Origin of the sequence: Aeromonas sp. 603404, from assembly GCF_049171775.1 — a bacterium.
In the GTDB taxonomy this organism is placed as follows: Bacteria; Pseudomonadota; Gammaproteobacteria; order Enterobacterales; family Aeromonadaceae; genus Aeromonas; species Aeromonas veronii_A.
Map to the genome: position 1 here is coordinate 213,312 of NZ_JAAKPE010000004.1, position 25,719 is coordinate 239,030.

Annotated in this window: 25 protein-coding genes and 1 tRNA gene; 16 read left to right on the forward strand and 10 right to left on the reverse strand. The window is 60.9% G+C overall.

The window, feature by feature from the left end; translation table 11 throughout:
- Positions 1-6: 6 nt before the first annotated feature.
- Positions 7-438, forward strand: a complete 432-nt coding sequence (locus G5306_RS08275; protein ID WP_180993760.1) for a PAS domain-containing protein — start codon at positions 7-9, stop codon at positions 436-438.
- A 97-nt stretch (positions 439-535) separates the two neighbouring features.
- On the opposite strand, the gene ltaE is transcribed toward G5306_RS08275, so the two are convergent.
- The 3 genes from ltaE to G5306_RS08290 all read right to left on the reverse strand — a co-directional run bounded on the left by ltaE (position 536) and on the right by G5306_RS08290 (position 2,864).
- Positions 536-1,555 carry a low-specificity L-threonine aldolase gene (gene ltaE, locus G5306_RS08280; RefSeq protein ID WP_416004610.1) on the reverse strand — a complete coding sequence of 340 codons (1,020 nt, stop codon included), beginning with the start codon at positions 1,553-1,555 and terminating at the stop codon, positions 536-538.
- A gap of 112 nt (positions 1,556-1,667) precedes the next feature.
- On the reverse strand, positions 1,668-2,369 hold the full coding sequence (locus G5306_RS08285; protein ID WP_421297225.1) for a short-chain dehydrogenase: 702 nt from the start codon (positions 2,367-2,369) through the stop codon (positions 1,668-1,670).
- An 87-nt stretch (positions 2,370-2,456) separates the two neighbouring features.
- The gene (locus tag G5306_RS08290; RefSeq protein ID WP_257687487.1) at positions 2,457-2,864 is read right to left on the reverse strand and encodes a helix-turn-helix domain-containing protein; all 408 of its coding nucleotides are present in this window, start codon (positions 2,862-2,864) and stop codon (positions 2,457-2,459) included.
- Between the two features lie 145 nt (positions 2,865-3,009).
- On the opposite strand from G5306_RS08290, the gene G5306_RS08295 reads away from it, so the two are divergent.
- Positions 3,010-3,909, forward strand: coding sequence for an aldo/keto reductase (locus tag G5306_RS08295; protein ID WP_268011802.1), 900 nt, complete (start codon positions 3,010-3,012; stop codon positions 3,907-3,909).
- Between the two features lie 71 nt (positions 3,910-3,980).
- On the opposite strand, the gene G5306_RS08300 is transcribed toward G5306_RS08295, so the two are convergent.
- Positions 3,981-4,262 carry an RNA recognition motif domain-containing protein gene (locus G5306_RS08300; protein ID WP_005337180.1) on the reverse strand — a complete coding sequence of 94 codons (282 nt, stop codon included), beginning with the start codon at positions 4,260-4,262 and terminating at the stop codon, positions 3,981-3,983.
- Between the two features lie 216 nt (positions 4,263-4,478).
- Positions 4,479-5,021 carry a hypothetical protein gene (locus tag G5306_RS08305; protein WP_416004608.1) on the reverse strand — a complete coding sequence of 181 codons (543 nt, stop codon included), beginning with the start codon at positions 5,019-5,021 and terminating at the stop codon, positions 4,479-4,481.
- A gap of 106 nt (positions 5,022-5,127) precedes the next feature.
- Here G5306_RS08305 and G5306_RS08310 point away from each other — a divergent pair, with 106 nt between their 5' ends.
- The 9 genes from G5306_RS08310 to G5306_RS08350 all read left to right on the forward strand — a co-directional run bounded on the left by G5306_RS08310 (position 5,128) and on the right by G5306_RS08350 (position 11,417).
- A complete protein-coding gene (locus G5306_RS08310; protein WP_421312708.1) occupies positions 5,128-5,898 on the forward strand; it encodes an amino acid ABC transporter ATP-binding protein in 771 nt (256 codons plus the stop codon).
- A complete protein-coding gene (locus tag G5306_RS08315) occupies positions 5,891-6,688 on the forward strand; it encodes an amino acid ABC transporter permease (protein ID WP_421312709.1) in 798 nt (265 codons plus the stop codon). Before G5306_RS08310 ends, G5306_RS08315 begins: the two co-directional genes overlap by 8 nt.
- 2 nt (positions 6,689-6,690) lie before the next feature.
- On the forward strand, positions 6,691-7,512 hold the full coding sequence (locus tag G5306_RS08320; protein WP_043823663.1) for a transporter substrate-binding domain-containing protein: 822 nt from the start codon (positions 6,691-6,693) through the stop codon (positions 7,510-7,512).
- Positions 7,512-8,417 (forward strand): amino acid ABC transporter permease, encoded by a 906-nt coding sequence (locus G5306_RS08325; RefSeq protein ID WP_069555751.1) that lies wholly within the window; start codon positions 7,512-7,514, stop codon positions 8,415-8,417. The genes G5306_RS08320 and G5306_RS08325 overlap by 1 nt, the downstream gene beginning before the upstream one ends.
- Entirely contained in the window at positions 8,411-9,148 is a 738-nt protein-coding gene (gene mepA / locus G5306_RS08330; protein WP_040067286.1) for a penicillin-insensitive murein endopeptidase, read from the forward strand. Before G5306_RS08325 ends, mepA begins: the two co-directional genes overlap by 7 nt.
- A gap of 85 nt (positions 9,149-9,233) precedes the next feature.
- Positions 9,234-9,824, forward strand: a complete 591-nt coding sequence (locus G5306_RS08335) for a LemA family protein (protein ID WP_421312710.1) — start codon at positions 9,234-9,236, stop codon at positions 9,822-9,824.
- Complete coding sequence (locus G5306_RS08340) at positions 9,821-10,546, forward strand: TPM domain-containing protein (RefSeq protein WP_421312711.1); 726 nt, start codon at positions 9,821-9,823, stop codon at positions 10,544-10,546. Before G5306_RS08335 ends, G5306_RS08340 begins: the two co-directional genes overlap by 4 nt.
- Positions 10,547-10,566: 20 nt before the next feature.
- A complete protein-coding gene (locus G5306_RS08345; RefSeq protein ID WP_005337196.1) occupies positions 10,567-11,184 on the forward strand; it encodes a TPM domain-containing protein in 618 nt (205 codons plus the stop codon).
- A 145-nt stretch (positions 11,185-11,329) separates the two neighbouring features.
- Positions 11,330-11,417: transfer RNA gene (locus G5306_RS08350), tRNA-Ser, on the forward strand.
- Positions 11,418-11,866: 449 nt separating this feature from the next.
- Here the strand turns inward: G5306_RS08350 and G5306_RS08355 are convergent.
- The 4 genes from G5306_RS08355 to G5306_RS08370 all read right to left on the reverse strand — a co-directional run bounded on the left by G5306_RS08355 (position 11,867) and on the right by G5306_RS08370 (position 18,132).
- A complete protein-coding gene (locus G5306_RS08355; protein ID WP_199258754.1) occupies positions 11,867-13,762 on the reverse strand; it encodes a DEAD/DEAH box helicase in 1,896 nt (631 codons plus the stop codon).
- A 180-nt stretch (positions 13,763-13,942) separates the two neighbouring features.
- Positions 13,943-14,404 (reverse strand): hotdog fold thioesterase, encoded by a 462-nt coding sequence (locus G5306_RS08360; RefSeq protein ID WP_064336666.1) that lies wholly within the window; start codon positions 14,402-14,404, stop codon positions 13,943-13,945.
- A gap of 168 nt (positions 14,405-14,572) precedes the next feature.
- A complete protein-coding gene (locus G5306_RS08365; protein ID WP_421312712.1) occupies positions 14,573-15,061 on the reverse strand; it encodes a hypothetical protein in 489 nt (162 codons plus the stop codon).
- Positions 15,061-18,132 carry an FAD-binding and (Fe-S)-binding domain-containing protein gene (locus tag G5306_RS08370; RefSeq protein WP_421312713.1) on the reverse strand — a complete coding sequence of 1,024 codons (3,072 nt, stop codon included), beginning with the start codon at positions 18,130-18,132 and terminating at the stop codon, positions 15,061-15,063. The genes G5306_RS08365 and G5306_RS08370 overlap by 1 nt, the downstream gene beginning before the upstream one ends.
- A 166-nt stretch (positions 18,133-18,298) precedes the next feature.
- Here G5306_RS08370 and G5306_RS08375 point away from each other — a divergent pair, with 166 nt between their 5' ends.
- The 4 genes from G5306_RS08375 (at position 18,299) to G5306_RS08390 (ending at position 23,546) form a co-directional block, all read left to right on the forward strand.
- On the forward strand, positions 18,299-19,225 hold the full coding sequence (locus G5306_RS08375) for a cation diffusion facilitator family transporter (protein WP_421312714.1): 927 nt from the start codon (positions 18,299-18,301) through the stop codon (positions 19,223-19,225).
- Positions 19,226-19,512: 287 nt separating this feature from the next.
- A complete protein-coding gene (locus G5306_RS08380) occupies positions 19,513-21,048 on the forward strand; it encodes a TerC family protein (protein WP_421312715.1) in 1,536 nt (511 codons plus the stop codon).
- Between the two features lie 242 nt (positions 21,049-21,290).
- Positions 21,291-22,400: an alkene reductase gene (locus tag G5306_RS08385; protein ID WP_043849805.1), complete on the forward strand. Its 1,110-nt coding sequence runs from the start codon at positions 21,291-21,293 to the stop codon at positions 22,398-22,400.
- Positions 22,401-22,559: 159 nt separating this feature from the next.
- Positions 22,560-23,546: a zinc-binding dehydrogenase gene (locus tag G5306_RS08390; RefSeq protein ID WP_421312716.1), complete on the forward strand. Its 987-nt coding sequence runs from the start codon at positions 22,560-22,562 to the stop codon at positions 23,544-23,546.
- A gap of 111 nt (positions 23,547-23,657) precedes the next feature.
- Here G5306_RS08390 and G5306_RS08395 read toward each other — a convergent pair whose 3' ends face one another.
- Positions 23,658-24,722: an adenosine deaminase gene (locus G5306_RS08395; RefSeq protein WP_421312717.1), complete on the reverse strand. Its 1,065-nt coding sequence runs from the start codon at positions 24,720-24,722 to the stop codon at positions 23,658-23,660.
- Positions 24,723-24,919: 197 nt separating this feature from the next.
- On the opposite strand from G5306_RS08395, the gene G5306_RS08400 reads away from it, so the two are divergent.
- Positions 24,920-25,669, forward strand: coding sequence for an HAD-IIA family hydrolase (locus G5306_RS08400; RefSeq protein WP_005337281.1), 750 nt, complete (start codon positions 24,920-24,922; stop codon positions 25,667-25,669).
- Positions 25,670-25,719 lie beyond the last annotated feature (50 nt).

Here is a 25,719-nt window from a genome sequence, read left to right on the forward strand (position 1 = left end):
GTGACTATGGAAATCCGTGAATTTCATTGGCTGATGAACATAGTCCAGAACTTGGACGTAGGCTTGGTGGTGCTCGACAAGGAGTACAAGGTACAGGTGTGGAACGGCTTTATGGAGAGCCACAGCGGCCGACTGGCCAGTGACGTGCGTGACGGCGTGCTGTTCGAGCTCTTCCCCGATGTGGACAGAGCCTGGTTCGAGCGCAAGGCCAACATGGTCTTCAAGCTCAACAACCGAGCCTTCAGCACCTGGGAGCAGAAGCCCTACCTGCTGCGTTTCTCCAACTATCGCCCCATTACCGGCTCGGCCCCCCACATGTTCCAGAACCTGACGCTGGTGCCACTGGCCGATTTCGGCGGTCAGGTGACCCATATCGCGGTGATGATCTACGACGCCACCGATGAGGCCATGCTGATGGGCGGCCAGCGGCAGGCTTAAGTTTGCTGCAAACAACCAAATAACAGAGGGCGCCGCGGCGCCCTCTGTTATTTCGGTATGAACAGGTCTTGGTATAACCTCTACCTGACCAGCCGTCTCAACGCGCCCCGAGATACTCGGTGAAAGCGTCGATCACCTCTTCAATATCGTCATCGTTGATCTGCAGGTGGGTCACCAGTCGCAGCTCACCGTAACCAGAAAAGAGGATCCCCCGCTCCTTCATAAAGGCCAGCAGAGGGGCTGATTCCCCCTCACGCAGTCGCAGAAACACCATATTGCTCTGCACCAGCGAGAGGTCGAGTTCGATGCCCGGCAGTGCAGCCAGCCCTTCGGCCAGCCGTTTGGCACGGCGGTGATCATCCGCCAGGCGTGTCACATGCTGCTCGAGGGCAAACAGACCGGCTTGCGCCAGAATGCCCGCCTGGCGCATGCCGCCCCCCAGCATCTTGCGCAGTCGGCGCGCACGGGCGATGAAGTCGTGACTGCCCACCAGCAGCGAGCCCACCGGTGCGCCCAACCCCTTGGAGAGACAAATCGAGATGCTGTCAAATGGCGCGGCGATCACCTCGACCGGGGTCTCGCTGGCCACGGCGGCGTTAAAAAGCCGTGCGCCATCGAGATGGAGCTTCAAGCCACGTTCAGCAACAAATGCCCCCATCTCTTGCAGATAGGGGAGCGGCAGCACCTTGCCATTGTGGGTGTTCTCAAGACAGATGAGGCGAGTCTGGACGAAGTGGGCATCATCAGGGGCCAGCGCAGCCTTGATATCATCGAATGCCAGCGTGCCATCGCGCTGCATCGGCAAGGGTTGCAGGGCTACGGAGCCCAGCACGGCACTCCCCTGCGCTTCATAGCGATAGATGTGAGCGGCGTTGCCGAGGATGGCCCCCTCACCGCGCTGACAGTGGCTCATCACCGCCAACAGATTGGACATGGTGCCGGACGGCACAAACAGCGCCGCCTGTTTGCCCAGCAATCTGGCCCCAAAGGCCTCCAGCGCGTTGACGCCCGGATCTTCACCATAAACATCGTCACCGACTTCGGCGTGGAGCATGGCTTGACGCATGGCGTCAGTAGGCTGGGTGACGGTGTCACTTCGTAAATCGATATAGCGCATGAGATCCCTCCTGAAACAGGAGAGTGACGTTAGCCATGCGCCCCTCGCTTGGCAAGGGGCGCATGAGCAGAATGTGAAGCCAATAGACGTCCGTAGAACCCGCAGGCGGGATTTACCAGGGCAGCGGCTGACCGTTGAGATCCAGTAGCTGGCCCGATTGAGTCAATGATAACCCCTTGATGAGATTGAGCAGTTTCACCGCCACCTCGGCAGGCTCCTGCAATTGATCCGCGGGCAACTCGCTCAGAAAGGGGGTATTCATCGGGGAGTCCATCAAGCCGGGCGCAACGGCCACCACCCCTGCTTGCGGGAAACGCTGCGTCCACTCAAGGGCCAGGGTTTTCACCCCCATGTCGAGGGCCGCCTTGCTCATCCGGTAGCTGTAACGTCCCCCCTCCAGATTGGCGGTGATGGAGCCCGCCAGATCTGAGATGGCGCAGAGCCACAGCGGATGGTCATTGCCCATCAACCGGCTGAAACGGGCAGCCAGCGCCAGTGTTGGCCAGGCATTGGCCAGCAGGCTGTCGCACAGCCACTTGGGGTGCACCTCTTCGACCCGCCGCTCCGGCATAAAGCTGACATCGTGCAACACGCCGATGGTATTGATCACAACGGTGGGAAGCGGATCGCAATCGTAGAGGGTAAACAAGGCATCGAACGAGATGGCATCGACATCTGGCAGCGGGAAGAAGTCCTCCATCTCGATCCCTTTGGGATAGTTGCGCCCGGCCAGCAGGAATGACTCCCCCCTTGCCATCAGCTCTCTTGCCAGCGCCGAGCCCAGCGCACCACTTCCGAGGATCAAGTAGCTCATCGCCCATTCCATGGAGACTTATCTTGCTTAGAGCGTATCAGAATAATCAACCGGCCGTGACACGACCAAAGGGTAATATGCTCCTCATCACGCTTCCCCCAGATGGCGGCCAAACTCCCGCGCCAGCGCCAAGTCGAGAAAACCGTCGGCTTTCTTGTGGGTGCGCAAAAACTGGTAATAGGCGAGCAGGGTGACCAGTGCCTCCTCATCGGGCAGCCCCACCCCGGGTTGCAGCTCGCCCAGCAGTAGTTGCGCCGCTGCCAGCGCCTCCCTGTCTACCACTTCCGCCTGACGGTAGAGATAACCGCAGCCGGTTGCCAGCCACTCCAGCGAGCAGTTGGCCCCCATGGCGATCTGGTTGGCCCGCGTCAGGCCAGGCTCGGCTCCCTTTAAATATTTGCGGATCAGCGCTTCACTGAGCCCCACCTTGCGGGCAAACGCGCTCACGCTCATCTCCCCGATCAGGCTCTGCAAGCGCTCGGCAAATCCTTCCATCCAACTCTCTCCTACTCTGCGATCAGAACCAAAGTTCGAATCATGCCACTGCCCATTATTGCTTTGCCAGCCACATGAGGCCAAGATGCCCGCAGTCATCTATGTTGCACATCGTTTTCGCATCGTGTTTTTCAAGGAGTCAACCATGTCTGTATCCCGTGTCGCCCTGCATCCGCAAGGCCCCACCTTCTCTCGCCTCATCATGGGTTACTGGCGCCTGATGGAGTGGCAGCTCTCTCCGGCCGCTCTGCTCGATCTGATGAAATATCATCTGGATCTGGGGGTCACTACCATCGATCACGCCGATATCTATGGTGGCTACCAGTGCGAAGAGGCCTTTGGTCACGCCCTACGCCTCGAGCCTTCCCTGCGCAGCCGGATGGAGATCGTCACCAAGTGCGGTATCGCCCTCACCGCCAAGCCGGAGCATGCTCTCAACCACTACAACACCGGCAAGGACCATATCATCGCCAGCGCCGAGGCCTCGCTGCGCAAGCTCGGCACCGACCATCTGGACCTGCTGCTGATCCACCGCCCGGATCCCCTGATGAACGCAGATGAAGTGGCCGACGCCTTTATCACCCTGAAACAGGCGGGCAAGATCAAGCACGCTGGGGTATCCAACTTCACCGCCCGTCAGTTCGAGCTACTGCAATCGCGCCTCCCCTTCCCGCTGGTCACTAACCAGCTGGAGATCTCGCCGCTTCATCAGGAAGGGACCCTCGATGGTACCCTGGATCAGTGCCAGCAGCTTGGCATCAAGCCGATGGCCTGGTCATGTCTCGGCGGCGGCCGACTGTTCAGCGATGAGGCCTATGCCCCGCTGCGTGCCGAACTGGAGCAGATCCGTCAGGAAGTGGGCGCCCAGACTATCGAGCAGGTGGTCTACGCCTGGGTAATGATGCTGCCAAGCCAGCCGCTGCCATTGATTGGCTCCGGCAAACGGGAGCGGATTGCTGCCGCCGTGGCCGCCGAATCTGTCGAGCTTAACCGCCAGCAGTGGTTCCGCATCCGCAAGGCGGCGCTCGGTTACGACGTCCCCTGATCACAGCAAAACGTCCAGAAACAAAAACGGCATGGGGGAAACCCATGCCGTTTTTTTATTGCCGAGGTACCTTAGCGGTGGCGCTGTTGCGGGCGACCACGGGGAGCATCTGTCTTCGGTTTGGCCTGGTTGACGGTGATGGTACGGCCACCGACTTCTGTGCCATGCAGACCAGCGATGGCCTTTTCGGCATCACCATTGACCGGCATTTCAATAAAACCAAACCCCTTTGACTGGCCGGTATCGCGGTCGATGATGATATCAACCTTGTCGACCTGTCCAAACTGGCTGAACAGGGTTTTCAGTTCGTCGGCCGTCATCCGGTACGACAGATTTCCTACGTAAATCTTCATGCCATCCACTCTCGATTCAAGGTGCCTTCTCTATGCAATTCCCAGCATAACGGTAAGGGCACAACCCCTATGCCGGACCTGCCATGGCTTCATGCCGTGGCCTTCTCCACACTGTCGTCAAGTGATTGATCTCTTGGGTTAACAGTGCAGACAAGATCAATTCGAGTCACTGGCAGTATCTGAGCTTTGCCGGGAATTGTCGAGAAAATAGTCGACTCAGGCCGATTGCAGATCTGACAACCGTTGCGCCAGCATCCGGCGACCGTGCCAGGCCCGTTTAAAGCCGAAGCGATAGACAGACGGGCTCACCAGATGCAGCTCCCCCGCCTTGAGATCCAGCAAGGCCATGGCCGCCGCCAGCTCATCTTCACTCAGTTGCAGATCGAGGCTGAAGTCGAGCCACTGGCCGTCGTGACCCACTCGTCGCTCCCGTTCAAGCGCCACCAGCTGGTTGCGGGGCAGCGCCAGCGCCTCATCCTTGTTGCCATTGAGCAGATAGATATGCTGTTCGTCCCACCCCAGCTCCGCCAGGCGCCAGGGCTGCCAGCTGCGGGGCAGCGACACCATGATCCCGGTGATGCCACCAAAGACCACGCCCACCCAGTTGAGCAGCGCCATGGCGCCCCAACCATCCCACAAGGAGGCCGCCACCACGCCCCAACTCACCAGCAACAACAGAAAAATGACGCAGCGATAGCGAACCGCTGGCGGCATCAACAGCTGCACCTGGGAACCGGCAAGCAAGGATGTAATACGCATGAAAAGCTCCTGTCATCACGAAATGGCGCCATTGTGAATAGCCATCAGGATGCTGACAAGGGGGTTTTCTTTGTCATCCCCCTATAAAATCAATACCATGGCGTAAATGATTCTCAGTGGAACCCGCTTCTTGACCAGCTCGCAACCCTGTGTGCGCTTTTGTGGCGTCGACAAATTCTATGGCGACTTTCAGGCTCTTCATCACATCGATCTCACCATTGAACGGGGAGAGAAGTGGGTTATCTGTGGCCCGTCAGGCTCGGGAAAATCGACCCTGATCCGCACCATCAACGGGCTGGAGGGGATCGACGACGGCCAGCTGTTCCTGTTTGGCGAGCCGGTGACCCCTTCCTACCTGCGCCGCCTGCAAGGTCGGGTCGGCATGGTGTTTCAGCAGTTCAACCTCTTCCCCCATATGACGGTGCTGGAAAACCTGATGGTGGCGCCGGTACATACCCTGGGGCTGCGCTCTCAGGAGGCCAAAGCCCGGGCGCTCGGGCTGCTCGAGCGGGTGCGCATTCAGGCACAGGCCGACAAGTACCCCCACCAGCTCTCCGGCGGCCAGCAGCAGCGGGTCGCCATCGCCCGCTCCCTCTGCATGCAACCCGAGCTGATGCTGTTTGACGAGCCCACCTCCGCCCTCGACCCCGAGATGATCCGCGAAGTGCTCGATGTGATCCGCGAGCTGGCTGACGAGGGGATGACCCTGCTCTGCGTCACTCACGAGATGGGCTTTGCCCGTCAAGTGGCGGATCGGGTGCTCTTTATGGATGAGGGGAAAATCATCGAGTCGGCCCCGCCCGCCCAGCTGTTCAACACCCCCCGGCACCCGCGCACCCGGGCCTTCCTCGAACAGGTGCTCAGCTATCATGGCTAGGCTCAAACGCCCCCGCCTGCTCGGCTGGCTGTCGGGCACAGTGATGCTCTCTGTGTTGCTCGGCTGGGCGCTCTATAGCGGCGCTCGCCAGATGGGCTATGAGTGGCAGTGGCCGCGGGTGTTGCCCTTTCTCGGCGAATGGGATGAGGGAACCTTTTATGCCGGCCCCTTGCTAAACGGCCTGCTGGTCACTTTGCAGGTGGCGCTGCTCAGTCTGTTGGGCACGATGGCGGTCGGGGTGTGCGTGGTTAGCCTGCGGCTGCTTCCCTCCATGCTCGGCCCCTGGCTCGCTATCGCCTATCTGGCGCTGGTGCGCACCACGCCCCAGTTGGTGCAGCTCTATATTCTCTATTTCTTGCTGGGCCCCATGCTGGGATTGGCCCCCCTTGCCTGCGCCGTGTTGAGCCTCTCCCTCTATCAGGGGGCCTTCACCGCCGAAGTGCTGCGTGCAGGTGTACAGGCCATTCTCAAAGGACAGTGGGAGGCAGCCCGGTCGCTTGGCTTGTCACGGGCCATCACCCTGCGCAAGGTGATCCTGCCCCAGCTGGTGCGCATCACCTTGCCGCCGCTCACCAACGAGCTGGTCTCCCTTATCAAACATTCGGCGCTGGTGAGTGTGATCGCCATCTTCGATCTGACCAACGAAGGGCGTACTCTGGTTGCCGATACGTTTCTGACCTTTGAGGTGTGGTTTACCGTGGCTGCCCTCTATTTGCTGTTAACCCTGACGCTGTCAGCCTGTTCGCGGGCGCTGGCCCGTCACCTGAATCCGGATCAACAAGGACGCTAACCATGAATCTGTCATTCAAGACCACCCTGTCGGGCGCAGCCCTGCTGCTGGCAAGCCTGCTCACTCCGGCACTGGCAGAAACTGCCCCCTCCGACACCCAGGCACAGATCGAGCAGAGCGGTACCCTGCGGGTCGGCATGTCCACCTTCGCCCCCTGGGCGATGCGCGACAAGCAGGGGGCGCTAATCGGTTTCGAGATTGACGTGGCCCGTCGCCTCGCCACAGATAACGGCTGGCAGGTAGAGTTCGTGCCTACCGCCTGGGATGGCATCATCCCCTCCCTGTTGGCGAAAAAATATGACGTCATCATCGGCGGCCTCACCATCACCCCCGAGCGGGAGAAGAGCGTGCGCTTCACCCAGGCCTACTCCCATTCGGGGGTGCAGCTGGCCGCCTCCAGCACCATGGCCAAAGAGAAGAAAACCGTGGCGGACTTCAACCAGCGCGGGGTGATCCTGGCGGTACGTCGTGGCGCCTCACCGGTACAGGTGGCAAAAGAACACTTCCCCAAGGCCACCCTGCGCCAGTTTGATGACGAGTCACAGGTATTTCAGGAGGTGCTGAACGGCCGCGCCCACGGCGCCCTCTCCTCTTCCCCGAAACCCGAGCAAGAGGCGCTGCGCCACCCGGATGCCCTCTTTATGCCGTTTGCCGAGCCGTTGGCACAAGGCGATGAAGGCTTTGCCCTGCGCAAGGGGGATGATGCCTTGGCTGAACAGTTCAACGAGTGGATCGCCGCCCGTCAGGCCGATGGCTGGCTCAAGGCGCGCCATGACTACTGGTTCAAGTCGCTGGCCTGGGAAGCGCAGGTCGCCAACCCCTGATGCTGATTGCTCTAAAAGAGACCATCCGGCGCATCGTCCGTGGGGCATGTCGGAACATCAACTGGCTGGATGGGGCGATCGCCCTGATCCTGCTGCTGGCTGGCCTCTGGCTGGCCAGCCGCTTGCACATCGGGGTGGCCTATCAGTGGCGCTGGCATGAGGCCTTCGATCTGCTGTTCACCCCTGGCCCTCACGGCGAGTTGCCCTACTTTTTCAGCGGTCTGCTCACCACCTTGCGCATCGCCCTGCTCGGCATGGTGCTGGCGCTGCTGCTCGGCACTGCGCTGGGGGTAGCCGCCTTCAGCCGCCGCCCCTGGCTGGTGATGCCCGCGACCCTGTTTATCCAGCTGATCCGCAATCTGCCGCCGCTGGTCTTTATCTTCATCTTCTACTTCTTTATCGCCAACCAGCTGCTGCCTGCGAGCGGCCTCTCCCGCTGGCTCGGCACCGTATCACTCTCCCCGTGGCAAGAGGCGCTGTTTGGCCCACCTGCCCGCTGGGAAAACCTCATCTCAGGCACCCTCTGCGTTGGCATGATCAGCGCAGCCTTCGTCGCCGAGATCGTCCGTGCCGGGCTTGCCGCCATCCCCCGTGGCCAGTGGGAGGCGGCGCAGAGCCTCGGACTCTCCCCCTGGGTGCGGCTGCGCCATGTGATCCTGCCGCAGGCCATGCTGCTGATGTTGCCCCCCCTCACCGGTCAGCTCATCGCGCTGGTGAAGGATACCGCCATTGTTTCCCTTATCTCGGTGCAGGAGCTCACCTTCGTCGGTACCGAGATGGCCAACTCCAGCGGACTGGTCTACGAGATCTGGCTGCTGGTGGCCGCGGCCTATTTATTTATATGTTTGAGTCTGTTCGTATTGCTGAGCCGACTCGAAGCAAGACAAGGAGCACGCACATGCTGACGTCCCTGTTGCTGGCGACTGTATTGCAAGCGGAAGCCATCGGTGGTTATGCCGCCGGTTGCCTGAAAAACGGCGTATCCCTACCCCTCGAAGGGCCGGGTTATCAGGTGATCCGTACCAAACGGCTGCGCTACTACGGCCACCCCGACCTCATCCACTATCTGCAAGCGCTGGCCAACCAGACCCGCATGGCCGGGCTGCCGGATCTCTATATCGCCGATCTGGCGATGGCCCGGGGCGGCCCCTTTACCTCTGGCCATCGCAGCCATCAGACCGGACTTGATGCCGATATCTGGTTTCGCATGGCCAACCGTCCCATCAGCAAGTGGGAGCAGGATGCCCCCAAGGAGTGGGCACTGATCGACGAACCCAGCTACAAGATGTTACCGGGCCGCTTTGGCCCACAGCAGCTCACCCTGCTGCGGCTTGCGGCCAGCAAACCCGAGGTGGCCCGCATCTTCGTCAATCCGGTGATCAAATCTGCGGTCTGCCAACAGGCTGGTGACGAGCCCTGGGTCGCCAAGCTGCGCCCCTGGGTGGGCCACTTCAGCCACTTCCACGTGAGGCTGCGCTGCCCGGTAGGCAGCCCCGATTGCGAACCTCAGGCCCCCATTCCGCCCGGCAATGGCTGCGGGGAAGAGCTGGCCTCCTGGCTCAAAGACAAGCCCCAACTGCCCAAGGTCTCCGGCATCAACAAGCGACCCGAACTACCTGCGCGTTGTGGCAACTGACCCCAAGCTGGTATGGTGGTGCACGCTTGGTCGTACACCATCCATGGCGCACTATCGACTCGAAATACCAAAGGAGAACAACAAGATGGCCACATCACTCTGGCGCAGAACCACGCAGAGCCTGTTGACCCTGACCCTGCTGCTCGGCCTGACCGGCTGCGGCATGAACAATATTCCGACCCTGGATGAACAGGTCAAGGCGAGCTGGGGACAGGTGGAGAACCAGTATCAGCGCCGCGCCGACCTCATTCCCAATCTGGTCGCCACCGTCAAGGGCTACGCCAGCCATGAGCAGGAGACTCTCAAAGCGGTCACCGATGCCCGTGCCCGGGTCGGCAGCGTGCAGGTGGGCGATCCTGCCAAGCTCAAGGAGTTTGAAGCGGCGCAGAACCAGCTCTCCAGCGCCCTCTCCCGCCTGATGGTGGTGGTAGAACGCTACCCCGAGCTGAAAGCGGATCAGCAGTTCCTTGCCCTGCAGGCACAGCTAGAAGGAACCGAGAACCGCATCTCGGTGGCACGCCGCGACTATATCGAGGCGGTGCGCCAGTTTAATACCGAGATCCGCACCTTCCCCGGCGTCATCTGGTCCAAGTTGCTCTACTCGGATCTGGAAGCCAAACCCAGTTTCAGTGCCAAACCCGGTGCCGATGAGGCACCCAAGGTCAGCTTCCAATGAAGATGATGCTGCGCTGGTTTCTTCCCTGTCTGCTGCTCTGGGCCAGTGCCCTGCAAGCGGCGCCCGACTTCCCGACGCTGAGCGGACGGGTGGTGGATGAAGCCAGTCTGATGTCCCGCAAACAGGCCCATCAACTGACCCAACAGCTGGCCGCCTTTGAAAAGCGCAGCGGCATCCAGCTGGTGGTGGTCTCCGTCGACAGCCTCGATGGGGAGACTATCGAGGAGTACGGCTACCAACTCGGTCGCCACTGGGGGATCGGCCAGAAAGGCAAAAACAATGGCGTGCTGTTGCTGATCGCCCAGGATGAGCGCAAGGTGCGGATCGAGGTGGGATATGGGCTGGAAGGCGCCCTGCCCGACGCCATCGCCGCCAACATCATCCATGGCCGCATCCTGCCCGCCTTCAAGCGCGGCGATATGGTGGCCGGGATCATGGCGGGCAGCCAGAGCATCATGAAGGCACTCGCCGGAGAATATCAGCCGGTCGAGCAGCCAAAGAGTGACAACGGTGGCGGCCCCTGGCTGTTTATTCTGGTGGTGATTGCAATGATCGTGCTCCGCAACCTGCGCGGGGGGGGTGGCGGTGGGCCGGGAGGACGACGTCGGTCGACCTACATGGCTGGTGGATTGGGTGCCGGCTCCTTTGGTGGTCGCTCCGGCGGCGGATTCAGCGGTGGCGGCGGCAGTTTTGGCGGCGGCGGAGCCTCCGGTGGCTGGTAACAGGAGTAAAGAGACAAATCATGATTTCTAAACAGTTCTTCCACACGCTTCAGGCCAAGGTGCGCGAAGCGGAGCTAGAGACTGATGCTGAACTGGTCACCGTGCTGGCCCCGGCCAGCGATGGCTATCGCTACATTCCCACCCTCTGGGCGGCGCTGCTGGCGATGCTCACCCCTCTGCTGGTGTTCCAGCTCGGCTTCTGGCTCGGCTGGTACGAAATCCTGCTGGTGCAGTGGTCGGTCTGGCTGCTGCTGAGCCTGCTGTTCCACTGGACCCCCATCAAGATGCGGCTCATCCCGAAGAAGGTTCGCCAGCACCGGGCGGCCCTGATGGCTCGCCTGCAATTTGTCGAGCAGGGGCTGCACCGCACCCGCGACCGGCTCGGGGTGCTGATCTTCGTCTCGGCCGCCGAGCACTATGTAGAAATACTGGTGGATGACGGCATCGCCCAGCATATCGACAACGGCCAGTGGCAGGAGATCATCGACGACTTCGTGGCGCGAGTGCGCAACAAGGAGATCGAACAAGGTTTTCTGGAGTGCGTTGAGCGCGTTAGCGCCATTCTGACCGATGCCTTCCCGGCCACCCGGGATCAAAACGAGCTGCCGGACAGCCTGATCATCCTCGACAAGCCCTGATCCGGTTTAAAAAACCGGCATTCTGCACAAGGGTTAGGCATTCGGAAAAGATTATGAAAAATAAGGGGAAAAGAGGTTGACCCACACAGCCCTTTCCCCTAAATTACGCCCCGTCCCAGCGCAACAGCGCAGCGAACGAAAATTTGGTGAGGTGTCCGAGTGGCTGAAGGAGCACGCCTGGAAAGTGTGTATACGGCAACGTATCGAGGGTTCGAATCCCTCCCTCACCGCCAAATTAAAAAAACCGACCTCAGGGTCGGTTTTTTGCTTTCCGGAAAACACAAACATCGGTGCCGACAACGGCAACAACGACAAAAACAGGTGAGCACTCTCGCCAGACCATCGCCTGTATGAGCAACACCTCCCCGGCACTTCCCATGGAGCAGCTGGTTGGGCATGGGCTTGCTCATCGCCGTTGTGTCATTAGCCGGCATGCCCCCCTTTTCTAACGCTCTGCGACGGGTACCCAGCAACCCCCCCTCAGGGCGATGGTGAGGCATGCCACGTCGGCGTCATCTATCTCCTCGGCATGACAGCTTTATGGCAGCCTGAGCGCTCACCACAAGGTTCTGAGCACAGTTTTCCTGTTATCCTCGGCGCACCAGCACCTTACCGCCTCGCGAGAGGCTGGCACAAAAAAAGGCCGCTCAATGAGCGGCCTTCTTCATAACGGGATCAGCAATCAGCTTTCGCGGCGCTTGCCACCGAATTTGCGATCTTTGTTGAAACCACCTTCGCGGCGATCCTTGTTGAACGGACGGTCACCCTGCGGACGGCGATCCTTGTTGAAAGGACGGTCGCCACGGAACGGACGATCACCGCGCGGCGGACGGCTGCTGGTGTTGCCACCGGCCGGCACCTCGGTGTAGCGAGTGATCTGCAGCGGACGCTGGCAAACACGGGCTTTCTTGATCACTTCCAGCACATCGGCGCTAATGCCCTTGGGCAGGTCAACGGTGGAGAAGTCGTCAGCGATGTCGATGTTGCCGATGAAGCGGCTCTCGATGTTCGCTTCGTTGGCGATGGCGCCCACGATCTGGCCCGGCTTGACGCCGTGATGGGCACCCACGTCGACACGGTAGCGCTCCATCTCCACGTCCGGGTTGTCTTTCAGCGGACGCGGCTCCAGGGACGGCATGCGACGGGCCGGACGATCGCCACGGTCACCGAAGTCACGACCGCCGCGATCGTTGAAGTCACGACGCTCGAAGCCACCACGATCGTTGCTGTTGTTGAACAGCGGATCCGGGATGGAGTCATCCAGCAGCAGCGGTTGGTCGCCCTGTACCAGCTTGGCCAGTGCGGCAGCCAGCTCCAGCGGATCGGCAGAATCTTCTTCGATCAGCTCGTTTACCAGGTTGTGGTAGATCTCGAGCTCTTCGCCCATCATGGTTTCGCGGATGCGCTCTTTGAACTTGGCCAGACGGTGCTGGTTGATGTCCTCGGTGCTCGGCATCTTCATCGGCTCGATGGCCTGACGGGTTGCGTGCTCGATGGCGCGCAGCATGCGGCGCTCGCGCGGAGCCACGAACAGGATGGCCTCGCCCTTGCGACCGGCACGACCGGTACGACCGATACGGTGAACGTAAGATTCGGTGTCGTACGGAATGTCGTAGTTCACTACGTGAGTGATGCGCTCAACGTCCAGACCACGGGCAACCACGTCGGTGGCGATCAGGATGTCCAGCTGGCCCTGACGCAGTTTGTCGACGGTACGCTCACGCAGCTTCTGCGGGATGTCGCCGTGCAGCGCTTCACAGGCGTGACCACGGGCGGCCAGCTTGCCAGCCAGCTCTTCAGCAGCGTTCTTGGTACGTACGAATACCAGCAGGGCTTCGTAGGATTCCACTTCCAGCAGGCGGGTCATGGCGTCCAGCTTGTGCAGACCGGTTACCTGCCAGTAACGCTGGCGAATAGTGGTAGCGGTAGCAGTCTTGGAGGCGATCTTGATCTCTTTGGGCTGCTTCAGGTGCTTCTGGGCCACGCGACGGATCTGCTCCGGCATGGTGGCAGAGAACAGAGCAACCTGACGAGAGCTCGGGCACTGCTCCATGATCCAGTCCACGTCGTCGATGAAGCCCATACGCAGCATTTCATCAGCTTCGTCCAGTACCAGAGCTTTCAGGCCGGAGAGATCCAGGTTCTTGCGACGGATCAGATCCATCACGCGGCCCGGAGTACCGACGACAACCTGGGCACCGCGACGCAGGGCGCGGGTCTGGGTTTCGTAGGAGGCACCACCGTAGATCGGCAGCACGTGGAAATCAGGCATGTGGTGGGCATAGCGTTGGCACGCTTCAGCCACCTGCAGCGCCAGTTCGCGGGTAGGCGCCAGCACCAGGATCTGGGTGTTGCGGTTACCAGCTTCCAGACGAGACAACAGAGGCAAGGCAAAAGCAGCGGTCTTCCCTGTACCGGTTTGCGCCTGCCCCAGCAGATCGTGTCCCGCCATCAGGTGGGGAATTGCTGCGGCCTGGATCGGTGACGGGCGCTCATAGCCCACGTCCTGCAGCGCTTTCAATACAGGCGCGGCCAGTCCAAGCTCACTAAAAAGGGGCAGTTGTTCGGTATCAGACATAGATTCTTCCAGATTAAGGCAGGCGGCTAACACCGCGGAATAGCAAAAAGGCGGCGATTATAGCGCCACTTTGTTCTGCTGTCTTGAAAAATGTGATAAGCCTCTCAAGACGTTGGCAATTATAGAGGGATCTGGCGAGTATGGCTTGCTTATTTTGCACTCATAGTGCGTTATTGCAGATCACTCCTCGCTGGAGTCCTTGCCCCGCTTGTGTTTGAGCACCGCCATGGTCAGTCGGCTGGTGCACAATAAACGCTCACGTTCGTCCCGAATTTCAATCTGCCACACCTGGGTTGTTGCTCCCAGATGGAGCGGCGTGCAACGCCCGGTCACCACCCCTTCCCGCTTGGCTCGCAGATGGTTGGCATTCACCTCCAGCCCCACACAGTAGCTATCTGGCCCGACAGCCATATTGGCGGCAATCGATCCCAAGGTTTCCGCCAGCACCACGGATGCGCCGCCATGCAGCATGCCCAGGGGCTGGTGAGTGCGATGATCCACCGGCATGGTCGCTTCAAGCCAATCGGTGCCAAAAGCCGTGTAGACGATATCGAGATGGGCCATCAGGGTGTTGCGAGAGGTGGCGTTGAGCCCCTCCAGACTCATGGGTTTACGCCAGATGGGCGCAATATCGTGACTCATTGCGAGCAGACTCCTTATGTAAGCGATGAATGCGTACCGATATGGGTGAAACGCCCTCCACCGGCAACATGGTTCGGTTATGTGAGTTGTTGGTTACCGGGTGACGTGGTAACAACGCAGCCCCGACCCGGCGCTGCGTGTTACACAATCATGCCCTTAAGCGGGATGTCACCAGGGGTAGGTAACGCCGGGCCACTCGGCCCAGGGCACATCTCGCCCCGGCAAGCGGGGGGCTGGCCACTGCCACACCCTGGCGAGCCAGTCGCGCAGCTGAATCTCCAGCTCCTCATCTGTGATGGGCGCCTCTGCCACCTTCCAGAAGAAGAGCTCCACCGCTACCTCCGGCAGCACCGAGGGGTAGAGATAAACCCCACCCCAAAATTGCGGCTCCCGATCCGGACTCCAGAGGCCATAGGCGAACGAGCGCTTGGCCAGAAACTCCGACTGCTGCCACTCCAGATCCCCTTCGTGCTGGCTCAGGCTGAAATTGGCCGAGGGCCAGAGATCGTTCGGGCGAAACAGCTGATGGAGATGCTCGCGCTCGCGCAACATGGCGACAAACTCCACCACCGCCTGAGCGGGAGTGGCAGGTAACAGCAAGAAACGTGGGTGCCGATAGGCCTTCGGCACCCGAAACCGCTTGGGAAACGTCAGCATCAGAGCAGCTCCAGCAGGGCTTGCAATGGATGTTTGAGCTTTTCCCCCTCCATCCGCTTGACCTGACTACGGCACGAATAGCCGGTCGCCAGACAGCGCGCTTTGGGTAGACGGGCTAGCGGGTCAGCCCAGCTCAACCCATAAATGCCCTTGGAGTTCTCCACCTGTTTGACATCGTGACCATAGGTGCCCGCCATACCGCAACACCCCACAGAGACCGGCTGCAAACTGGCCCCGAAGCGACCAAACAGGGTGCTCCAGTCACCGTGAGTGGAGGGCTTGGCGGTCTTCTCGGTGCAGTGGGCAAAGAGATACCAGGGCTCGCTCCCCTCCTCGCTCTTGGTCTTGTCGGTTCGAGCAGGCAACTGATCTGCCGGCAGCGAGAGCAGCCACTCCTGCGGCAACAACACCTGAAAATCGCCGCGAGCCGACCCCAGCGCCTTGGCATACTCGTCGCGATAGCAAAGCACCATGGCCGGATCCACCCCCACCATGGGAATGCCAAGCGCCGCTACCTTATTGAGGAACTGGGCGCTGTTGGCCGCGGTACGGGCAAAGGCGCGCAGGAACCCCTTGATATGCTGGGGTTTACCGTTCGGTTTAAAGGGCAGCAGATAGGGCTGGAACCCGAGCTTGCTGGCGAGTTTCACCAGGTCGCGCACCACGGGGGCATCGTAATAACTGGTGAAGGGATCCTGCACGATGAGCACCACCTGCTTGCGCTGCTCGACGCTCATCCGCTCCAGTCCCGGCAGATCAAAATAGCGGGCGCGGTTATCGTGCAGGCTCTCAGCCAGGGTCGGCACCGAGAGCAGCGGCACATCGACCATGCCGATGCTCTTCTCGGTCGCCTTCTGGGCCCACTCTTTTTCGAGGAAGAAGTTGACCAGCTTCGGCGCCTTGGCAAGCAGCGGCGTATAGCTTTCGACGGTGCCGACGAAGTAATCCTTGGGGGCGCGCAGGTAGCGACCGTGATAGAGCTGCATAAAGCGGGCGCGAAAATCGGGTACATCCACCTTGATCGGGCACTGACTGGTGCATGCCTTGCAGGCCAGACAGCCAGCCATCGCCTCCATCACCTCGTGGGAGAAGTCATACTCGCCGCGCTGTTTGGCCCAGCTGTTGCGCACCTTGTCCACCAGCTGTTTGAAGCGTACGCCACCGGATTGCAGCGCCACCTCTTCCGCCAACGGGTCGAAGCCCTGCTCTGCCAGCTGACGCAACCATTCACGCATCAGGCCCGCCCGCCCCTTGGGGGAGTGGCGACGATCACGGCTGATCTTGACCGAGGGGCACATGGGGGAGTCGGTCTCGAAGGTGAAGCAGAGACCGTTGCCGTTACAATCCATGGCACGGGTGTAGCTGGTTCGCACCGCGAGCGGGATCTGGCGGTCAAACTTGCCGCGCTTGGGGCCATCCACCGACACCAGCTCGGCATCGCTGCCATAGGGGATACAGATCTTGCCCGGGTTGATACGGTTGGCCGGGTCGAACGCCCCCTTGACGCGCTGCAACTCTTCCCACAACTCGCCAAAGAAGGCGGGGCTGTATTCGGAGCGAAAGCCCTTGCCATGTTCCCCCCACATCAGGCCGCCATATTTGGCCGTGAGCGCTACCACCTGATCGGAGATGCGGCGCAGCAGCACCTCCTGATCGGGATCGCACAAGTCGAGCGCCGGGCGCACGTGCAGCACACCGGCATCGACGTGGCCAAACATGCCGTAGTCGAGGCCGTGGGCGTCCAGCAGGGCGCGAAACTCCATGATGAAATCGGCCAGGGATTCGGGCGGCACGGCGGTATCTTCTGTGAAGGCCACCGGCTTCTTGCGCCCTTCGGCGTTGCCCAGCAGCCCCACCGACTTCTTGCGCATGGTGTAGATGGTTTCGATGCTCGGCAGGTGGTCACATACCTGATAGCCGATAATCCCGGCCTCACCCTTGGCCAGCAGGTCGTCGATACGGCGGCAGAGCTCCGCCACCTTGGCCTTGTGTTCCGCCTCGTCGGTGTCGGCAAACTCGACAATGTTGAGTCCCTGCAGATCCTTGCCGGGCACATCCTGAATAAGTTCTTTGACCGAATGCCAGATGATGTCGGCACGGGCCAGCCCAAGCACCCGGGAGTCCACCGTCTCCACCGACAGCGCTTGCGCCTGCACCATAAAGGGGGCGTTGCGCAGAGCCGAAGGAAAGCTGTCGTACTTGACGTTCACGAGCGTACGGTAGCGCGGGATGGGGGTGATATTTAGTTTGGCCTCGGTGATAAAGCCCAAGGATCCTTCCGAGCCGCACAGCACCCGACTCACATCCAGCGTGTCGGTATCGGGTTGATAGAGGTGCTTGAGATCGTAACCGGTCAGAAAGCGGTTGAGCTTGGGGAAGGTCGCCTCGATGTCGGCACGGCGCTCCTTGCCGATGCGATAGAGGGTGCGATAGATCTCCCCTTCCCGATTCTCCAGCGCCAGCTTGTCGGCCAGTCGCTCGCCACTTAGCGGCTCGGCGGCCATCAGGTCACCGTTCTCCAGCACGGCTTTGAGCCCCAGTACGTGATCCGAGGTTTTGCCGTAAACCAGCGAGCCCTGCCCCGAGGCATCGGTGTTGATCATGCCGCCCAGAGTGGCGCGGTTGGAGGTGGAGAGATCCGGCGAGAAGAAGTAACCGTGGGGTTTCAAGTAGGCGTTGAGCTGGTCTTTCACCACCCCGGCCTGGGCACGCACCCACCCCTCTTCCAGATTAATTTCCATGATCTGGTTCATATGACGGGAGAGATCGACGATAATGCCACCGCCCAATGACTGACCGTTGGTGCCGGTACCGCCACCGCGAGGGAAAAAACTCAGAGTGTGGTACGCCGGCTCCGCCGCCAGCTTGAGCATCACTGCTATGTCGTCCGCACTGCGCGGATAGAGAACCGCCTGAGGTACTACCTGATAGACGCTGTTGTCCGTCGCCATCGCCAACCGGCTTGCATAAGACTTTTCGATATCACCACGAAAGGCGCTGCGCCCTAGCAACTCTAGGAACGACAGGGTTGTGGGTGACAAACTGTCCTGGTAATCGAGTCTCGGGATCATGAATCCTTGTTCCCTTATTTGCTTGATGCCGGCACCCCGGCGACTACGACTGACCCATCGCCCGTCAATGGCAATCAGGCCAGTCCGCTCACATGTGAGCGGGCAGTATATCAGCTCGAAAACCGCTTGCGCGTAGCAATATTAACCATTTGAAAGGAGGACTTTTATGGCTCACCACAGCCATGTTATCAGTACGCTGGTCACCACAGAGAAGCAGGCGCTCACCCTGTCGCTGTTTGGCTGCATCACTTTCGCCATCTTCGGCATCGGCTACGGCCTCTTCGTTGGCTCCAACGCCATCATGCTCGATGGTATCTTCACCCTGTTCAGCATGGGCATGACAGGCCTCGGTCTGGTCACCGCCTACCTCGTCACCCGCCCCTCCGATGACCGCTTCCAGTATGGCTATGCGCACTTCGAGCCCATCGCCAACGTCATCAACGGCTCCATTATTCTGCTGCTCTGTCTGGCGGCACTCTACAACGGCCTCACCACCCTGTTTGAAGGGGGACGGGAGATCGATCTCGGTCATGCCCTCATCTATGCCGTTGTCTCCACCTTCTTCTGCGCCATCCTCTACCGGATTGAAGCCCAGGTCGCCGAGCAGGTTGACTCCGAACTGGTGCGGGTAGACTCCAAGGAGTGGCTGGTGGATACCCTGCTCAGTGCCACCCTGCTTATCGGTTTCGTGGTCGCCATCGGCCTCGATGCCATCGGCTACGGCCAATACAATCGCTATATCGACCCGGTGCTGGTCTCGTTGCTGGCCCTCTGCGCTACCCTCATTCCCATCAAGGTGCTCGGTCGCAACCTGCGGGAAGTGCTGAAAATCGCCCCCAGAGGGGATGTTTCCCAGCTGGTCGAGAACGAAGTCGAGGCGCTGCGCCAGCGTCACGGCGTCGAGTGCTACAGCCATCTGGCGAAGAGCGGTCGCCGCTTCGATCTCGAACTCAACATTCTGGTCGCCCCGGGTCAGGAGTGGCCCATCGAGCGGCAAGATGCCCTGCGTCAGGAGCTCTGGTCCCGCCTCGGCGATACCCTGGGCGATGCCTGGCTCTCGGTCTGTTTCACCCGCGAAAAGCGCTGGTTGTAACCCGATAACCGGTGGAGGCTGGCTGCCAGCCTCCACCGGCTGCGTCACATCCCGACACCGCCCACTTGCCAAATTGGCACCAGCCGCTATCATCAGGGCTCATTTTTAACCCGAGGTTTTATTGCCCATCATGGACAATCCCCGAAGTTGCCCTTCGTTTCTTCCCGTCAAAAGCTATCTGTTTCTGCTTAACCAGCGCCTCTGAATAACGCCATTGCCTTGCTGTCGCTGCGGCTTTCGCTAGCCCTGTTCACTGTTCGCTCTGTCTGTTTTTTTGAGGTCACATAATGGAATTGCTGCTGGATCCCCACATCTGGATCGGTCTTTTTACCCTGATCATTCTCGAGATCGTACTCGGGATCGACAACCTGGTCTTCATCGCCATTCTGGTGAAAAAGCTGCCCCCCGCCCAGCGGGACAAGGCGCGCGTACTCGGCCTTGGCCTCGCCCTGCTGATGCGGCTGGTACTCTTGAGCGTGATGTCGTGGCTGGTCACCCTCACCACCCCCATTTTGCATATCTGGGATCACCCCTTCTCCGGTCGCGATCTGATCCTGATGGGGGGCGGTATCTTCCTGCTGTTCAAGGCCACCTCCGAGCTGCACGAGCGGCTGGAGGCCAAACCCCACGATGATGGCCCGGTCGGCGCCTACGCCAGCTTCGGTGTGGTGATCGCCCAAATTCTGGTGCTGGACGCGGTCTTCTCGCTGGACTCCATCATCACCGCGGTCGGTATGGTGGAGCATCTCGGTGTGATGATGGCGGCCGTGACCATCGCCATGGTGGTGATGGTGCTCGCCTCCAAGCCTCTGACCCGCTTCGTCAACGCCCACCCGACCGTGGTGGTGCTCTGCCTGAGCTTCCTGCTGATGATCGGTTTCAGCCTGGTGGCGGAGGGCTTCGGCTTCCATATTCCGAAGGGCTACCTCTACGCGGCTATCGGCTTCTCGGTGCTGATCGAGTTTTTCAACCAGCTGGCCCAGCACAGCGCCATGCGCCACGAAGCCAAACAGCCGCTGCGCGAGCGCACCACTGCCGCCATCTTCAAGCTGATGGGGAGCAAGGCTTATCAGGACAGACCGGACGATGATCTGGATGCCCCGGCCGCCGCACCGGTGAGCTTTGGCGAGGAGGAGCGCTACATGGTGACCGGCGTGCTGTCGCTGGCCGAGCGCTCCATCCGCACCATCATGACGCCGCGCTCCGAGATGGCTTGGATCGATATCAACGACACCAGCGAGGATATCCGCATCCTGCTGCAGCGCGAACCCCACAGCCTGTTCCCGGTCTGTGACGGGGATCTGGACGAGGTGATCGGCGTGGTCAAGGCGCGCGACCTGCTGTTTGCCCTCAACGAGGGACAGTCACTCAGCGCACTGGCCAAGCAGAACGACCCCATTATCGTGCCGCAGACCATCAACGTGATTAAGCTGCTGGCGGAGCTGCGCAAGGCGAAAGGGAGCCTCATTCTGGTGGCTGACGAGTTCGGCGTGATCCAGGGTCTGGTCACCACCCACGACCTGCTGGAAGCGATCGTCGGCGAGCTGCCGGATGAAGACGAAACCCCCGACATGATCCGCGATGGCGAAGGGTGGCTCATCAACGGCAGCACCAACATCCACCATGTGGAGCAGGTGCTGGAGCACGAGGGGCTGGTGAGCGAGAGCGACGAGTACGTGACCCTGGCCGGCATGCTGCTCTCCCACTTTGGCTCTCTGCCTACCCCGGGCCAGCAGCTGCAACTGCAGGCGCTCAACTTCGAGGTGCTGGAGGTGAGCGAGCGGCGCATCGAGCGGGTACGGGTGATGCCGGTCGCTGGCTAATCGAGCCGCAACGCAACCATGAGAAGAGGGCCAGCGAGCCCTCTTTTTTTATTCGCCTTGCATTTGCATGTGATGCGCCGATTGCAGCGCCCTCTCTGCCCCGCCAGCTATCCAGCGCGACGTTCATCCCCTGCCAACCCCGATTGCTGCATGCAGTGCAATTCAATGGTGCAATTACCCCTCTTTGTTGCAACGCTATTGGCGGCTAGAGTCACCCTCAATCCCACCATGAGGAACTCAAGATGAGCCACGATCACCTCTTTTGCCCGCAGCGTCTTGGTCAGCTGCACCTTGCCAATCGCATCGTCATGCCCCCCATGACCCGCTCCCGCGCCAGTCAGCCCGGTGATGTGGCCAACGCCATGATGGCCAGCTACTACGCCCAGCGCGCAGGTGCCGGCCTTATCATCAGCGAGGGCACCCAGATCGATCCCATGGGCAAGGGCTACGCCTGGACGCCGGGTATCTACAGCGCCGATCAGATCGCTGGCTGGAAGCTGGTGACCGACGCAGTTCATGCCAAACATGGCACCATCTTCGCCCAGCTCTGGCATGTAGGTCGGGTCACTCATCCCGACAACATCGGTGGCGCCCAACCCATCTCGGCCTCGGCCCTGCCAGCGGTCGGCGTCAAGGTGTTTGTCGATAACGGCAGCGATGCCCCCGGCTTTGTCGAGACCGTCACCCCGCGCGCCATGACCCAGGCCGATATCGATGCGGTGGTGGGGCAGTTCCGTCAGGCGGCTCGCAACGCCATCAGCGCCGGTTTTGACGGCATCGAGCTGCACGCCGCCAACGGCTACCTCATCAACCAGTTCCTCGACTCCGAGTCCAACGCCCGCACCGACGGCTACGGCGGTTCGCTGGAGAACCGGCTGCGCTTCCTCAAGGAGGTGACCGAAGCGGTCTGCAGCGAGATCGGCGCTGACCGGGTCGGGGTGCGTCTTGCGCCGCTCACCACCCTCAACGGCACCGTCGATGCCAACCCGCAGGAGACCTATCTGGCCGCCGCCCGCCTGCTGGGCCAGCTCAACGTGGTCTACCTGCACATCGCCGAAGCGGACTGGGACGATGCCCCCCTGATGCCGGAGAACTTCAAGCAGGGTCTGCGCGATGCCTTCCCCAACACCCTGATCTATGCCGGCAAATATGACGGCGAGCGGGCGCGCGCCGCCCTCAAGGCGGGCTGGGCCGACATGATTGGCTTTGGCCGTCCCTTCGTCGCCAACCCGGATCTGCCGGAGCGGCTGCGCCACGGCTATCCGCTGGCCCCCCACGATCCGGCCACCCTGTTTGGCGGCGGCGAGAAGGGACTGACCGACTACCCGACCTATCAGGCCGATGACGCATAAAACCGGCCGTTGCTTGCCAATGGCCAGCAGACCACGATAAGCAGGCCCCACAGGTTGGGGCCTGCCGTATTGTTGCGCTATTGCAACAGTGGAAGTTTAACTGTCTTGCTGTTGCAGTAATCTCATCAAGCTCTCCCCACTGTTTCGCAAGGAGTCATCATGAATCACACCCAAGCCTGGTGCTGGCATGCCCCGGGTGAACCGGATCAGCTCACCCTCGCCGACCTCCCGCTCTCCCCCCTTGGCCCCGATGAGGTACTGGTGGCCAACCGGGTTATCGCCTTCAATCCGGTGGACTGGAAGCTGATCGAATATGGCCACTCCCACTGGCAGGACGGTCAGGTGCCCGGCGTCGATGGCATGGGCACGATCGTGGCGCTCGGCGCCAACGTCAGCCATCTGCGTCTCGGCGCCCGGGTCGCCTACCACACCGATCTGCGCCACCACGGCAGCTTTGCCCGTCACACCCGGGTACCGGCGCGCGCCCTGCTGCCGGTACCCGATGCCCTGAGCGACGAGGCTGCCGCCGCCCTGCCCTGTCCCGGTCTCACCGCCTGGCAGGCACTGGCCAAGCTGCCGCGCCTGCACGGGGAAGCGCTACTCATCACCGGCGCCGGCAGCAGCGTCGGCCGCTTTGCGGTGCAGCTCGCCCTCAAACAGGGGGTGCGGGTATTTGCCAGCGCCAGCCCACGCCACCATCCGTGGCTCAAACAGATCGGCGTGCAGGGGGTGGCCGATTATCGGGATCCCGATTGGCTTGCCACCTTGCAGGCCGCCAACGGCAACGAGCCGTTCGAGGGGATCATCGATCTGGTCTCGAGCCAACAGGCAGAGAGCCTGCTGCCCGCCCTTGGCTATTACGGCCATATGGTGACTGTGCTGGGACGCATTCCGCACAACCCGCTGCCCGCCTTTAGCCATTGCCACTCGTTGCACGAGATTGCACTCGGTGCCCAGCACGCCTTTGGCTCGGACAAACAGTGGAGCCGACTGGTCGCCGCCGGTGTCGCCATGATGGAGCAGATGGCGAGCGGCGAGCTGACCCTGCCGCCGCTGGTGGTCGGCGACTTTGAGGCGCTGCCCACCCTGCTCGAGCGCTTCAAGCGCGAAGGACAGGGTGAGAAGTTTCTGGTGCGAGTGGCATAAGGCTGACCTTCCCCGATAACCACACCGATCATTGAAACGAAAGAGGCCCGCCAGTGATGGCGGGCCTCTCTTTATATAGTGCATGTCATCTCGACTTCATTGGCGCCTGACTCAGTGCAGGATCACCCCGTGAGTCTCGGCATAACTGCGGATCTCCCGGGTCAGCCGCGCCTTGTCGGCCAAGCTTAGCCAGCTCGCCTCCACCGCATTGAGCGACAAGCGGCAGAGCTGACTCATGGTCGCGCCAAGGCCATCGGCCAGCGCCACAAAGTTGGCATTCATATAGCCGCCAAAGTAGGCGGGATCGTCCGAGTTGATGGTGACGCAGAGCCCCTGCTCCAGCAGCCGCAACGCATTGTGCTGGGCCATATTGCCGAACACCTTGAGCCGGGTGTTGGAGAGGGGGCATACGGTGAGCGGCAACCGGGTATCGGCCAGATAGCGCAGCAGCTCGGGATCGTCGGCCGAGCGCACCCCGTGATCGATGCGGCACACCTGCAGTTCGTTGATCGCCTGCCAGATGTAGTCGGCAGGCCCCTCTTCGCCCGCATGAGCCACTACCGGCAGCCCCAGCTCGCGGCATTTGGCAAAAATCCGGGCAAACTTGGTAGGCGGATTGCCCTTCTCCCCCGAGTCGAGGCCGATGCCATGAATGCGCGACAGGAAGGGCATAGCCTCTGCCAACGTAGCGAACGCTTCATCCTCGCTCAGGTGGCGCAAAAAGCTCATGATAAGGCGCCAGCTGATGCCAAACTCCTTCTCCCCGCTATGCAGCGCCCGCTCGATACCGCCGAGCACAGTAGCAAAGGAGATACCGCGGGCAGTGTGGGTCTGCGGGTCGAAGAAGATCTCCACATGCACCACCTTGTCGGCGGCGCACCGCTCAAGATAGGCCCAGGTGAGGTCGAAGAAGTCCTGCTCGGTCACCAGCACGCTGGCGCCGCGATAGTAGAGGTCGAGAAAGGATTGCAGGCAGTCAAAGTCATAGGCGGCGCGCACGCTGGCCACGTCGGGCCAGGGCAGTGGCACACCGTTGCGGCGGCCCAGCTCAAACATCAGCTCGGGTTCGAGGCTGCCCTCGATATGCAGGTGCAGCTCCAGTTTCGGCAGTCCGGCGATAAATTGCGCGGCGGTGAGGTGTTCGGGGGTGACTGGCTTGGGAATCGGGGTGTCCATGGCAACGGCTCCATCAGCAAAGTGATCCGGTGTCAGCCCCTCCACCAGACTGACCCGACGGCAGCTTTATTGTGCACCGAAGTGACGAGACAGGGGAGACTTGTCATCAAACAGACTTATAATGGCGTCACAAAAATCATAAATGATTGAACATCTTAACGATTGGCGGCTCGCCTGCGCCCTGACAAGGAGTTTTCATGAAGAAGAACGTCATCTGCGATATCGACGGTGTCATCCTGCACAACAACGATCTCATCCCCGGTGCCGACCGTTTCGTCCATCGCCTGCTGGAGCAGGGCAGCAAGCTCTTGTTCCTCACCAACTACCCGGCCCAGACCCAGAAAGATCTGCAAAACCGCTTCCGCTCCGCCGGGATCGAAGTGCCGGAGGAGTGCTTCTATACCTCCGCCATGGGCACCGCCGACTTCCTCAAGCGTCAGGATGGCAAGAAGGCCTATGTGATCGGCGAAGGGGCGCTGACCCACGAGCTCTACAAGGCCGGTTTCACCATCACCGACATAGACCCCGACTTCGTGGTGGTGGGCGAGACCCGCAACTACAACTGGACCATGATGCAACAGGGGGCCAAGTTCGTCGATCAGGGGGCTCGCTTTATCGCCACCAACCCCGATACCCACGGCCCCATGATGCACCCGGCCTGCGGCGCCCTGTGCGCCCCCATCGAGCGGATGACCGGCAAGAAGCCGTTCTATGTCGGCAAGCCGAGCGCCTGGATCATCCGTGCGGCGCTTAACCGGATGGAGGCCCACTCAGACGACACCATCATCATCGGCGACAACCTGCGCACCGACATTCTGGCGGGCTTTCAGGCCGGTCTCGAGACGGTGCTGGTGCTCTCCGGGGTGAGTAAGGTCGCCGATATCGACCGCATGCCGTTTCGCCCGAACCATATTTTCGACTCAGTGGTCGACATCGATATCGTCTAATCACCACCCAAGCGTTAAACAGGGCAGGTCTCTCCTGCCCTTGCAGGATC

Excerpts from the sequence above, each read along its gene's own strand:
- G5306_RS08320 (WP_043823663.1), top strand. The coding sequence starts at position 6,691 with ATGAATCTGTCATTCAAGACCACCCTGTCGGGCGCAGCCCTGCTGCTG.
- ltaE (WP_416004610.1), bottom strand. The coding sequence starts at position 1,555 with ATGCGCTATATCGATTTACGAAGTGACACCGTCACCCAGCCTACTGAC.
- G5306_RS08380 (WP_421312715.1), top strand. The coding sequence starts at position 19,513 with ATGGAATTGCTGCTGGATCCCCACATCTGGATCGGTCTTTTTACCCTG.
- G5306_RS08365 (WP_421312712.1), bottom strand. The coding sequence starts at position 15,061 with ATGCTGACGTTTCCCAAGCGGTTTCGGGTGCCGAAGGCCTATCGGCAC.
- G5306_RS08315 (WP_421312709.1), top strand. The coding sequence starts at position 5,891 with ATGGCTAGGCTCAAACGCCCCCGCCTGCTCGGCTGGCTGTCGGGCACA.
- G5306_RS08290 (WP_257687487.1), bottom strand. The coding sequence starts at position 2,864 with ATGGAAGGATTTGCCGAGCGCTTGCAGAGCCTGATCGGGGAGATGAGC.
- G5306_RS08275 (WP_180993760.1), top strand. The coding sequence starts at position 7 with ATGGAAATCCGTGAATTTCATTGGCTGATGAACATAGTCCAGAACTTG.
- G5306_RS08300 (WP_005337180.1), bottom strand. The coding sequence starts at position 4,262 with ATGAAGATTTACGTAGGAAATCTGTCGTACCGGATGACGGCCGACGAA.
- G5306_RS08335 (WP_421312710.1), top strand. The coding sequence starts at position 9,234 with ATGGCCACATCACTCTGGCGCAGAACCACGCAGAGCCTGTTGACCCTG.
- G5306_RS08310 (WP_421312708.1), top strand. The coding sequence starts at position 5,128 with ATGATTCTCAGTGGAACCCGCTTCTTGACCAGCTCGCAACCCTGTGTG.
- G5306_RS08305 (WP_416004608.1), bottom strand. The coding sequence starts at position 5,021 with ATGCGTATTACATCCTTGCTTGCCGGTTCCCAGGTGCAGCTGTTGATG.
- G5306_RS08385 (WP_043849805.1), top strand. The coding sequence starts at position 21,291 with ATGAGCCACGATCACCTCTTTTGCCCGCAGCGTCTTGGTCAGCTGCAC.
- G5306_RS08360 (WP_064336666.1), bottom strand. The coding sequence starts at position 14,404 with ATGAGTCACGATATTGCGCCCATCTGGCGTAAACCCATGAGTCTGGAG.
- G5306_RS08375 (WP_421312714.1), top strand. The coding sequence starts at position 18,299 with ATGGCTCACCACAGCCATGTTATCAGTACGCTGGTCACCACAGAGAAG.
- G5306_RS08370 (WP_421312713.1), bottom strand. The coding sequence starts at position 18,132 with ATGATCCCGAGACTCGATTACCAGGACAGTTTGTCACCCACAACCCTG.
- G5306_RS08400 (WP_005337281.1), top strand. The coding sequence starts at position 24,920 with ATGAAGAAGAACGTCATCTGCGATATCGACGGTGTCATCCTGCACAAC.
- mepA (WP_040067286.1), top strand. The coding sequence starts at position 8,411 with ATGCTGACGTCCCTGTTGCTGGCGACTGTATTGCAAGCGGAAGCCATC.
- G5306_RS08340 (WP_421312711.1), top strand. The coding sequence starts at position 9,821 with ATGAAGATGATGCTGCGCTGGTTTCTTCCCTGTCTGCTGCTCTGGGCC.
- G5306_RS08355 (WP_199258754.1), bottom strand. The coding sequence starts at position 13,762 with ATGTCTGATACCGAACAACTGCCCCTTTTTAGTGAGCTTGGACTGGCC.
- G5306_RS08390 (WP_421312716.1), top strand. The coding sequence starts at position 22,560 with ATGAATCACACCCAAGCCTGGTGCTGGCATGCCCCGGGTGAACCGGAT.
- G5306_RS08325 (WP_069555751.1), top strand. The coding sequence starts at position 7,512 with ATGCTGATTGCTCTAAAAGAGACCATCCGGCGCATCGTCCGTGGGGCA.
- G5306_RS08285 (WP_421297225.1), bottom strand. The coding sequence starts at position 2,369 with ATGAGCTACTTGATCCTCGGAAGTGGTGCGCTGGGCTCGGCGCTGGCA.
- G5306_RS08395 (WP_421312717.1), bottom strand. The coding sequence starts at position 24,722 with ATGGACACCCCGATTCCCAAGCCAGTCACCCCCGAACACCTCACCGCC.
- G5306_RS08295 (WP_268011802.1), top strand. The coding sequence starts at position 3,010 with ATGTCTGTATCCCGTGTCGCCCTGCATCCGCAAGGCCCCACCTTCTCT.
- G5306_RS08345 (WP_005337196.1), top strand. The coding sequence starts at position 10,567 with ATGATTTCTAAACAGTTCTTCCACACGCTTCAGGCCAAGGTGCGCGAA.